Origin of the sequence: Tianweitania sp. (genome assembly GCF_032053605.1) — a bacterium.
Classification (GTDB): Bacteria; Pseudomonadota; Alphaproteobacteria; order Rhizobiales; family Rhizobiaceae; genus Tianweitania.
Genome location: NZ_DAMBUH010000016.1, coordinates 16,720 through 27,259, shown reverse-complemented (window position 1 = coordinate 27,259; position 10,540 = coordinate 16,720). Strand labels below are relative to the sequence as shown.

Below are 10,540 nucleotides of genomic sequence, written 5' to 3'. Positions count from 1 at the left end.
GCCACCACTGCATCCACGCGAGCTTCTCGAAGTCTCCATGATCGCCTCCATCGCAGGCGAGCTTGCGGATGGTCAGTTGACAGATCGCCGACCATTTCGCGCTCCGCATCATTCCGCGTCCATGGCGGCAATGGTGGGGGGCGGCTTGCGGGTGCGACCGGGCGAGGCCTCCATGGCGCATCACGGCATCCTGTTTCTCGACGAGTTTCCAGAATTCTCGCCCGCCGTGCTCGATTCGCTGCGCCAGCCGCTGGAAAGCGGCGAGTGTGTCATTGCGCGCGCCAACAACCGGGTCAGCTATCCTGCTCGCGTGCAACTGGTGGCCGCGATGAATCCGTGCCGCTGCGGCATGGCGGGCGAGCCAGGCTTCCAGTGTGCGAGAGGCCCACGCTGCCAGAGCGACTATCAGGCGCGGATCTCGGGGCCGCTGCTCGATCGTATCGATCTGCGCATCAACGTGCCGGCCGTCTCCGCCGCTGATCTGATCCGCCCATCGGCAGGCGCGGAAACGAGTGCCAGTGTGGCGGTGCGGGTTGCGCGCGCTCGCGAGATCCAGCAGGCGCGCTTTGCAGCGCTTGGGCAAAGCTCGACCACCACCAACGCGCATTGCGCGGCCGCCATCGTCGATACAATTGCGGCCCTGGATGCGCGTGGCACGTCCCTGCTGCGCGATGCCAGCGAGAAGCTGCAGTTTTCGGCACGCGCTTACCATCGGGTCTTGAGAGTTGCGCGAACGCTGGCGGATCTTGAGGGATCGGACGCCGTCAACCGCATTCATCTTGCCGAGGCGATTTCCTACCGGATGGCCGGAGAAGGCCAGATGCGGGCCGCTGCCTGAGGAAATCGGCGGCGCTTGGCTCGTCCTAGCCGCGCTGACTGCGCGGAAGAGGAGTGTCTCGTTCGGTTACTCGATCAGCCAAGCCTAGGGCAGGCCGAAGCGCTAGAGCGGCTTGACTTGCGCGCAAAAAGAAGAAGCTGTGCAAGCACAGCTCCTCAAGGCCTCACCCAAGCTTGCTTAATTCGTCGTGGAACGGACCGCACCCACCAGCGGCGACGTGCTGCCGCCGCGAATGCTGTTCCAGCGCCCGGAATGGTTTTCGGCCTGGCGCTTGAGGAAGCGGTAGCCGGTCTGTTCCCAGGCAAGAACCTGGTCGTTCAAGTTGTCGAGGATGTAGTCGCCGTGATCGGTGCGGACGGTCAGAACGGCATGGCCTTCGCCGTCAGGCTTGCGAACCACGGTCATCAGCAGGTTTGCGGAGGAAATCCCGCGCTGCATGAGAACCCGACGCTTTTGCAGGGCGAAATCTTCGCAGTCGCCTCGCTGGCCGCCTTCGCTGGGATAGGCCCACCATTCCTGACGGCCGTACAGGTCATTGTCGCTGACCGGCTCGACGCTGCGATTGACGGTCTGGTTGACCCGAGCGATCAGACCGAAGGTAGCGTCGGTCAAAGCGACCGGCTTCACATTGCTGCTGCGAATGGCGCATTCGCCGGGATAGCGCTTGCAGAATTCGTAATGGCCGATGGGCTGCGAGGTGATGCCGCCCACTTCCATTGCGGCTGCCTTGGCCTGCCCCCCGGCCGACACTGAAACCGCTGAAAACACAAGAGCGCCTGCCAGCAGGATCCCCTGTGTCCATCCGCGCGCGACCTTCATGGTGCCCTCGCCCCGCTTCCCCTCGTTAAGGAAAAATTAAGAGGAGTTACCAGGAAGAGTCAATTCACAGGGTCAAGATGCTTCTTCTTTTGGTTAAAGCCGCAAAGCTTTCCCCGGAAAACCGCCGGACGTTAGGCTTTGGCTGATCGTGCGATATAGCTATCCTGGCTATGAACGACCCGCGGTTTAGCTCCACCGGCCGATGGTCCGCCGTGTGCGCGCATGAAGTCGACGATGCGCGGCACGATCTCGGCCCGGAAGCGCGAGCCGTTAAAGACGCCGTAATGGCCGACGGTCGGCTGCACGTAGTGGCTCTTCTTTTCATCAGCCAGATTCGTGCAGAGGTCATGCGCGGCCTGCGTTTGACCGAGACCCGAAATGTCGTCGTTCTCGCCTTCGATCGTCAGCAGCGCGGTGTTGCGGATGGCGGACGGGTCGACGCGGGTGCCGCGATGTTTCATCGTCCCCTTCGGCAGGCGATGTTCGATGAAGACGGTTTCCACCGTTTGCAGGTAAAACTCTGCCGTAAGATCCATGACCGCGAGGTATTCGTCATAGAAATCGCGGTGCTTTTCCGCTGAATCGCCGTCGTTCTTCACCAGGTGCATGAAGAAGTCCTTATGCGCGCCGATGTGGCGGTCGAGGTTCATGCTCATGAAGCCGGTGAGTTGCAGGAAGCCGGGATACACATCGCGCATGAAGCCGGGCTCGGGGAACGGCACCTGCATGATGACATTGCTGCGGAACCAGTCGAGATCATGCTCGGCGGCGAGATTGTTGACGGCCGTCGGATTACGGCGCGTATCGATCGGTCCGCCCATCAGCGTCATGCTCGCGGGAGCGAACGGGTCGCCGCGCTGCTCCATGATGGCGACCGCTGCGAGCACCGGAACGGAGGGCTGGCAGACGGCCATGACATGGGTGTCGGGGCCAAGTTCATGCAGCATGTCGATGACATAGTCGATGTAGTCGTCCAGGTCGAAGCGCCCTTCAGACTGCGGCACCATGCGGGCATCGGTCCAGTCCGTGATGTAGACTTCGGCATGGCTCATCATGGACTCCACCGTGCCGCGCAGCAGGGTGGCGTAGTGGCCGGACATAGGGGCAACGATCAGCAGCTTGGGGTCGGGAGCACGTTCGGCGGGAAGATCGCGCTCGAAATGGATCAATTTACAGAAGGGTTTAGCCCAAACAATCTCTTCGGTGACGGGAACGGTTTGGGTGCCGACTTTGGCGGTGGGGAGATTGAAAGCTGGTTTGCCGTATTGCCGGGTGGTGCGCTCGAAAAGCTCGGCGCTGGCGGCGATGGTGCGACCAAAAACGGTTTCCGTGAAAGGGTTTAGCGGATTGGTGTAGAGCGTGCGCACGGCTTCGGCTACCGCGCGCGAAGGTTGCAGCGCGGCATGTTGCAAAGCATAGAACTGATAGAACATCGGAATTCCCAGGCGCGTTGCGGCTCACCGAGCCTGTGAAAGCATGGGCGTTAAACTAGGTCTCGCGATGTTGCGTTGCAATAGGGGGTGCGTTGCCGCGCAAAACAGCGATATGGCAACGCAGAATACCCGAATTAAGTGGCAGCGCCCTCTACAATGATCATTTCGGCGTCGGCGCATTCCTGCCGGATCGCCTTGGCAGCCTGATACTCGGCCGAGTCGTAACATTGACGCGCGATATCGACTGACTCGAATTCGATGACGACATTCCGTCCACGTGCCTTGCCCTCGAGCTCCGTCACTTCGCCGCCGCGTGCGAGGAACTTTGCGCCATAGCGTTCGAAGGCCGGCTTGGCGGTCGAGACGTAATCCTTGTAGCGCTCGGGGTCGCGGACATCGACGCGCGCGATCCAGTATCCTTTAGCCATGATCTCCTCCTTCAGCCTTGCATGTCAGCCAGAATGGCCTGTGCGGCAGCCTTGCGATCCGCAGCTTTCACGATCGGGCGGCCGACCACAAGATGGGTGGCGCCGGAACGCAGAGCGTCGGCCGGGGTCATCACGCGCTTCTGGTCGCCATGATCAGAACCGGCCGGCCGGATGCCGGGGGTGACGATCGCGAGATCGGGTCCGACGATTCCACGGACGTGGCGCGCTTCCGCCGCAGAGCAGACGATGCCGCCCATGCCGGCTTGCCGGGCCTGTTCGGCACGGCGCAGCACGAGGGCTTGCGGGTCGATGTCATAGCCGGCTTCGCGGAGATCCTCGGCATCCATGGAGGTGAGGACGGTGACGCCGAGCAGGCAAAGGTCGGTACCGCGAGCGGCTTCCACGGCCGCGCGCATCGCTTTCGGGTAGGCATGCAAAGTCAGCATGGAAGCGCCGATGCCGAGTACGCTTTCTACGCCCTTGGCAACCGTGTTGTCGATGTCGAGCAGCTTGAGATCGAGGAAGACCTGCTTGCCGTTCTGTACCAGTTCGCGCGCGAGATCGAGGCCGCCGGCAAAGGCGAGCTGGTAGCCGATCTTGTAGAAGGAGACGGTGTCGCCGAGCTCGCTGATAACGGCCGATGCAATCGCCAACTCCGGCACGTCGAGCCCTACGATCAGCCGGTCGCGCGCATTGGTCATGGTTCTACTCTCTTCGACAGTTGGATCGCGCGCTCTACCAAAACGCGGCATGTGGTATCCATCTGCCTGTTCGAGCGCTCGTCCACAAGGGCGCCGTTCTCGTCGAACGCCTTGGAAGCGTGGGCGATGGAGCATTGCGGCGTGATGACTTCGGCACCTACCGCCATGAGAACGGCGCGCAGATGGTAAAGACCGCGCATGCCGGCAAAGGCGCCGTCGGAGGAGGAGCAGAGCGCAACCGCCTTGTCGCTGAACGGACGGACGTCGCGGTTGCCGTCGCGGCGGATGCGGCTGACCCAATCCAGTGCGTTCTTCAAGAGAGGCGGGATGGAGGCGTTGTATTCGGGGCTGGCGATCAGCAAACCGTCATGTGCGAGGATCTGCCGGCCAAGCTGAAGGGCCGGCTGCGGGATGCCCTTCTCGCGCTCCAGGTCTTCATCCATCAGCGGCAGAGGGTAATCGCCGAGCGAGATGCGCGTGCCCTCGGCGCCAGCCAGTGCCAGTTCTCGCTGGGCGACGTCGGCGGTCTTGCCGCTGAAAGCGCCGGTTCGGACCGAGCCGGCGAAAACCAGGATACGCGGGATCAGCATTTCACCCCGGCTCAAATCTTCCAGGGGCGGCGATAGATCCAGAGCTGTGCGGGCGGAATGTTACGCAGCATGAAGTCGAAATGCTCGACCGTGTAGTTGCCTTTGCCCGGCGGCACTGGCGACAGCGTGCCGTAGGTGATCTGCACGATCGGCCGGCCCGCCGGCATGCGATCAAGCAGGTTCTCGACATAGCGGATGCGCTGCGGAACCTTGAAGCTCAGCAGGGGAACGGCCGAGATGATGCTGTCGAAGCTCGTACCGGCCTTGTCGCCCAGCGTTGTGTCGAGGTCGAAGGCATCGCCATGGATGACGTTCACGTCCGGATATTGGGCGCGCAGATGCGAAACGAAATCTTCCGAATATTCGATCGACCAGAGATCGGCTGGCTTCACGCCGCATGCAAGGATTGCCTTGGTGATGACGCCAGTGCCTGGCCCGAGTTCGAGGACCGGCAAGCCGGACGCCGGCTGCACGACGGAGGCCATGCGCTTTGCGGTGAAGGAACTGGTGGGAATGATCGCGCCGACGGCTTTCGGCTTGTCGATCCAGCCCTTGAAGAACTTGAGTTCCTCGTCGAACCGCTCGGTGATCGACTTCTTCCTACCAGCACCAACCATGCAGTCGTCCTTCTCCATGCAACTGCGCCAGATAAATGTCAGATTGCGGCGTTTTCAATGCCGCAACGTCATGACTGCATTCATCAGTCTCCGAAGGACTCAAAGAAGTCCTTCATGCGGGAAAAGAAGCCGCTGGAATTGGGCGAGTTTTCCTTCGAGGACAGCTGCTCGAACTCTTCCAGCAATTCGCGCTGGCGGCGCGTGAGGTTCTGCGGCGTTTCGATGTCGACCTGGATGTAAAGGTCACCGACCGTTGCCTGGCGTAGAACCGGCATGCCCTTGGAGCGCAGACGGAACTGGCGTCCGTTCTGCGTGCCTTCCGGCACTTTGACGCGGGTTTGCGTGCCGTCCAGCGTGGTCACCTCGAACTGACCGCCGAGGGCTGCCGTGGTCATCGAGATCGGCACCTTGCAATAAAGGTCGGCGCCGTCGCGCTGGAAGAACTCGTGCGGCTTGACGGACAGGAAGATGTAGAGATCGCCGGACGGACCGCCACGCATGCCGGCCTCGCCTTCACCGGACAAACGGATACGGGTGCCATCTTCAATGCCGGCCGGGATGTTGACGGACAGCGAACGCTCTTCGGTGAGACGGCCCTGTCCGGCGCATTTCGGGCAAGGATCCTTGATGGTTTGGCCGCGGCCCTGACATTGCGGGCAGGTGCGCTCGACCGAAAAGAAGCCCTGGGCTGCACGAACGCGGCCGGTGCCGGAGCACATGGAGCAGGTAACGGGCTGCGTGCCGGGCTTGGCGCCGCTGCCGCCGCATTCGTCACAGGTGATGGACGAGGGAACGCGAACCTCGGCGGTCTTGCCGGTAAAGGCTTCGCCGAGTGAGATTTCCATATTGTAGCGCAGATCGCTGCCGCGCTCGCGGCCGTTGGCGGAGCGGCGCTGGCGACCGCCGCCCATCATCTCGCCGAAAATATCTTCGAATATGTCCGAGAAGCCGCCAGCCTGGCCGAAGCCGCTACCCCCGCGAGAGCCGCCCATGCCGTTTTCAAAGGCCGCATGGCCGAAGCGATCATAGGCCGCGCGCTTTTGCGGGTCCTTCAGGCACTCATAGGCTTCGCCAATTTCCTTGAACTTGCGTTCGGCCTCTGCATCCCCCGGATTGCGGTCGGGATGGTACTGCATCGCGAGTTTGCGGAAGGCTGACTTCAGCTCTTTTTCGTCGGCGCCCTTCTGGACGCCGAGCATCTCGTAGTAATCGGCCTTGCTCATATCGCGCTATCGGGACCCTGGGATTGATGTGTCGGAGGGCGAAATCGCCGGAGCGGGTTCGACTTCAAGTAATGAAGCACGGCCCGCTATGCCATAGCGGCGTCCACACACCCATCGTTTTTTATCAATTGGTGATCGGCTCAGCTTAGACCGAGCCTGCTTCCGTCAAGACAAAGCCCGGCGCTTTGCGGCACCGGGCTTCGTTTCACGTGAGTCGTGCAGAAGCTCGCGATCAGGCGGTCTTCTTCTTGTCGTCTTCGTCGATCTCTTCGAAGTCGGCATCCACCACGTCTTCACCGGCCTTGCGGGCATCAGCCTGAGCGTCCGCTTCCGCGGCTTCAGACTGGCTGGCCTCGTACATGGCCTGGCCGAGCTTCATCGACACCTCAGCCAGAGCATTGCTCTTGGCCTTAATGTCTTCGGCATCGTCACCTTCAACCGCCGTCTTCAGCGCGGCGATGGCATCGGCGATCGCGGTGCGATCGGCTTCCGAAACCTTGTCACCGTAATCGGCCAGCGACTTCTCGGATGAGTGGATCAGACCTTCAGCCTGGTTCTTGGCCTCAACCGCAGCGCGACGCTTCTTGTCGGCGTCGGCATTGGCCTCCGCGTCCTTCACCATCTTCTCGATGTCGGCATCCGACAAACCGCCGGAAGCCTGAATGCGGATCTGGTGCTCCTTGCCGGTGCCCTTGTCCTTGGCCGACACGTTGACGATGCCGTTGGCGTCGATGTCGAAGGTCACTTCGATCTGCGGCACGCCGCGCGGTGCCGGCGGGATGCCGACGAGATCGAACTGGCCAAGCGCCTTGTTGTCGGCAGCCATCTCGCGCTCGCCCTGGAACACCCGGATCGTCACGGCGCCCTGGTTATCCTCGGCGGTCGAGAAGACCTGGCTTTTCTTGGTCGGGATCGTGGTGTTGCGGTCGATCAGGCGGGTGAACACGCCACCCAGGGTTTCGATGCCGAGCGACAGCGGGGTCACGTCGAGCAGCAGCACGTCCTTGACGTCGCCCTGGAGAACGCCCGCCTGGATGGCGGCGCCGAGTGCGACGACCTCATCCGGGTTCACGCCCTTGTGCGGCTCCTTGCCGAAGAACTGCTTCACGATCTCCTGGATCTTGGGCATGCGGGTCATGCCGCCGACCAGAATCACCTCGTCGATCTCGCCAGCCTTGAGCGACGCATCCTTGAGCGCTGCCTTGCAGGGCTCGATCGTGCGCTGAACGAGATCGTCCACCAGCTGCTCGAACTTGGAGCGGGTGAGCTTCATCGTCAGATGCTTCGGGCCGGAAGCATCGGCGGTGATGAAGGGCAGGTTGATCTCGGTCTGCTGAGCCGAAGACAGCTCGATCTTGGCCTTTTCGGCGGCTTCCTTGAGGCGCTGAAGAGCGAGCTTATCGTTCTTCAGGTCGATGCCCTGTTCCTTCTTGAACTCGGCAGCGAGGTACTCGACGAGACGCAGGTCGAAATCTTCACCGCCCAGGAAGGTGTCGCCGTTGGTCGACTTCACTTCGAACACGCCGTCGCCGATTTCCAGCACGGAGATATCGAAGGTGCCGCCGCCAAGATCGTAAACGGCGATCGTCTTGCCGTCCTTTTTGTCCAGGCCATAGGCCAGAGCAGCTGCGGTCGGCTCGTTGATAATGCGCAGGACTTCAAGACCGGCGATCTTGCCGGCATCCTTGGTTGCCTGACGCTGCGCGTCGTTGAAGTAGGCGGGAACGGTGATGACGGCCTTCTCGACCTTTTCGCCGAGATAGGATTCAGCCGTTTCCTTCATCTTCTGAAGGATCATGGCCGAGATCTGAGCCGGCGACTGCTTGTTGCCGCGCGTCTCGACCCAGGCATCGCCGTTGTCACCCTTGGCGATCGTGTAGGGAACGAGGCCCTGGTCCTTCTTGGTCACCGGATCATCGAAGCGGCGGCCGATCAGGCGCTTCACTGCGAAGATGGTGTTTTCCGGATTGGTGACGCCCTGACGCTTGGCCGGCTGGCCAACGAGGCGCTCGTCGGAATCGGTGAAAGCGACGATCGACGGCGTGGTACGCGCGCCTTCCGCATTCTCGATGACCTTCGCATCCTTGCCGTCCATGACGGCGACGCAGGAATTGGTCGTTCCCAGATCGATACCAATGACTTTAGCCATGTTGTTTCTCCATTTAGCGAACAGCGATGGGACCCGGAAACGGCGTTCCCTTTGCTGCCCCTGTCACACGAAATCCCCGGTCAGGGTCCGATCACGAACCCGTCACCGTGGCGTTGCGGCGTATATAAGAAGGGCAGTTTTTGCGCGCAAGTCGAGTGTGCGCCGCGATTGTATCTTTGTGACACGATCACTCGCCAGCGCGCCGACCTCGTCAGCTAACGGCGTAGCGAAGATTGACGATGCCGTGGTCGAGCTGCTCGCAGGCTTTGAGCGACAGCTGCACCTTGCCGGCGAGGCCATCTGGGCCCGCATCGATAAAGGCCTGGCGCTCCGGGTTGCCGTCCACGGCCGGTGCAATCAGGAGGCTGATTTCGTCAACCAGGCCGGCTGCAAGGAACGATCCGTTGATGCCCGCACCGCCTTCGAGCAGCAGGTGCTTGATGCCGAGTTCGCGGTTCAGCACTTCAAGGGCTTCGGCCAAGTCGATGTCGGACTGTTCGGCGACAATATAGGACACGCCGTCGCTGGCGAGTTCGGCCAGATGGGTGTCGGACACATCGGCGCCGAGGAGAACCACGACATGGTCCCCGCCGACATCCGGCTTGTCAAAGTGGAGCTTGCCGGAGCGATCGAGCGCGATGGCGTAGGTGCCGGCATCGCGGTTGGCAAAGTGGAACGGACGCTCGACCTCCGGGCCGGCCTCGGCAGGCGGATGGGCCGGCGCCTTGCTCATCTCGGCCATGGTGACGCGGCCGACGATCCAGGCATCGCCATTCAGCTGATCGTGGATCGTCTCGTAAGCGCCAGTCCAGTCGCTGCGCTGGCCGTCCGGGCTCGTCGTCCAGCGGCTGGGATGAAGGCGTCCGTCGATGGAGGACACCATCAGGCAGGTCACATGCGGCTTCATGCGCGGGTTCCTTGCTGTTGTCGTGGGATGCGGCTCAAGCGGAGCCACCGAGATAATCGTCGTCAGCGACCTTGTGGAGCCAGGTGACGGACACGCCATCCTTGACCTCGGCGATCGCGATATGGGTCATGGCGCAATCAGGTGCGGCGCCGTGCCAATGCACCTCATTGGGCGCGAAAAACACGATGTCGCCGGGGCGGATCTCTTCGACCGGACCGCCTTCACGCTGCGCGCGGCCGAGACCGGAGACGACAAGGAGCGTTTGGCCGAGGGGATGCGTGTGCCAGGCCGTGCGTGCGCCGGGCTCGAACGTCACGGTGGCGCTGTTCAAGCCGCCGCTGCCGGTGAAGGGCGCATCGAGGCGCACCGTTCCCGTGAAATACTCCTCCGGGCCCTTCTTCGAAGGCACGGATCCGCTTCGCTTGATCTCCACGGTTTGATCCTTTCCCGGCTGAGCCAATAGCTTCTTCAGCCGGGAGATAGGATCACCCGCTCCAGATACCAGCCTCAGCCGCGCAGCACGCCGCCGATCTGCTTGCCGACATTGGCGACGATCTTGGCGGCGAGTGCCTCGAAATCCTCTTCCGTCAGCGTCTTGTCGGTCGGCTGGATCGCCACTTCGATTGCCACCGACTTCTTGTTTTCGCCAAGCGAGGCGCCTTCGAAGATGTCGAACACGGACACTCCAGTGATCAGCTTCTTGTCGGCGCCGAGCGCGGCCTTGGTGAGCGAACCGGCTTCCACCGTGCGATCCACCACGAAGGCGAAATCGCGCTTCACGGCCTGGAAGTTAGAGAGTTCGAGCTTCGGCTTGGTGCGCGTCGGCTTCTGCTTC

At 62.0% G+C, this 10,540-nt stretch carries 11 protein-coding genes and 1 pseudogene; 1 reads left to right on the top strand and 11 read right to left on the bottom strand.

The features are described from left to right. Positions 1-838 (top strand): YifB family Mg chelatase-like AAA ATPase (locus RTX98_RS06065; RefSeq protein ID WP_312795296.1); only part of this gene is annotated, 838 nt, incomplete at its 5' end. Between the two features lie 177 nt (positions 839-1,015). Here RTX98_RS06065 and RTX98_RS06060 read toward each other — a convergent pair. The 11 genes and pseudogenes from RTX98_RS06060 to RTX98_RS06010 form a co-directional block, all read right to left on the bottom strand. Continuing rightward, positions 1,016-1,657, bottom strand: coding sequence for a transglutaminase-like cysteine peptidase (locus RTX98_RS06060; protein WP_312795295.1), 642 nt, complete (start codon positions 1,655-1,657; stop codon positions 1,016-1,018). A 131-nt stretch (positions 1,658-1,788) separates the two neighbouring features. After that, positions 1,789-3,090 (bottom strand): polyhydroxyalkanoate depolymerase, encoded by a 1,302-nt coding sequence (locus RTX98_RS06055; protein ID WP_312795293.1) that lies wholly within the window; start codon positions 3,088-3,090, stop codon positions 1,789-1,791. A gap of 134 nt (positions 3,091-3,224) precedes the next feature. Continuing rightward, positions 3,225-3,518 (bottom strand): DUF1330 domain-containing protein, encoded by a 294-nt coding sequence (locus RTX98_RS06050; RefSeq protein ID WP_312795291.1) that lies wholly within the window; start codon positions 3,516-3,518, stop codon positions 3,225-3,227. Between the two features lie 11 nt (positions 3,519-3,529). Next, a complete protein-coding gene (gene pyrF, locus RTX98_RS06045; protein WP_312795289.1) occupies positions 3,530-4,219 on the bottom strand; it encodes an orotidine-5'-phosphate decarboxylase in 690 nt (229 codons plus the stop codon). After that, complete coding sequence (locus RTX98_RS06040; protein ID WP_312795287.1) at positions 4,216-4,809, bottom strand: NAD(P)H-dependent oxidoreductase; 594 nt, start codon at positions 4,807-4,809, stop codon at positions 4,216-4,218. The genes pyrF and RTX98_RS06040 overlap by 4 nt, the downstream gene beginning before the upstream one ends. An 11-nt stretch (positions 4,810-4,820) precedes the next feature. Further along, positions 4,821-5,426, bottom strand: coding sequence for a phospholipid N-methyltransferase PmtA (pmtA, locus tag RTX98_RS06035; RefSeq protein WP_312795350.1), 606 nt, complete (start codon positions 5,424-5,426; stop codon positions 4,821-4,823). An 83-nt stretch (positions 5,427-5,509) separates the two neighbouring features. Then, complete coding sequence (dnaJ, locus tag RTX98_RS06030) at positions 5,510-6,649, bottom strand: molecular chaperone DnaJ (RefSeq protein ID WP_312795285.1); 1,140 nt, start codon at positions 6,647-6,649, stop codon at positions 5,510-5,512. Between the two features lie 232 nt (positions 6,650-6,881). Next, entirely contained in the window at positions 6,882-8,798 is a 1,917-nt protein-coding gene (dnaK, locus tag RTX98_RS06025; protein ID WP_312795283.1) for a molecular chaperone DnaK, read from the bottom strand. 211 nt (positions 8,799-9,009) lie between these two features. Next, the gene (locus RTX98_RS06020) at positions 9,010-9,705 is read right to left on the bottom strand and encodes a RibD family protein (protein ID WP_312795281.1); all 696 of its coding nucleotides are present in this window, start codon (positions 9,703-9,705) and stop codon (positions 9,010-9,012) included. Between the two features lie 34 nt (positions 9,706-9,739). Beyond that, positions 9,740-10,138 carry a cupin domain-containing protein gene (locus tag RTX98_RS06015; protein ID WP_312795279.1) on the bottom strand — a complete coding sequence of 133 codons (399 nt, stop codon included), beginning with the start codon at positions 10,136-10,138 and terminating at the stop codon, positions 9,740-9,742. Between the two features lie 74 nt (positions 10,139-10,212). Further along, a pseudogene (locus RTX98_RS06010) lies at positions 10,213-10,540 on the bottom strand (phenylalanine--tRNA ligase subunit beta); the annotation flags it as partial.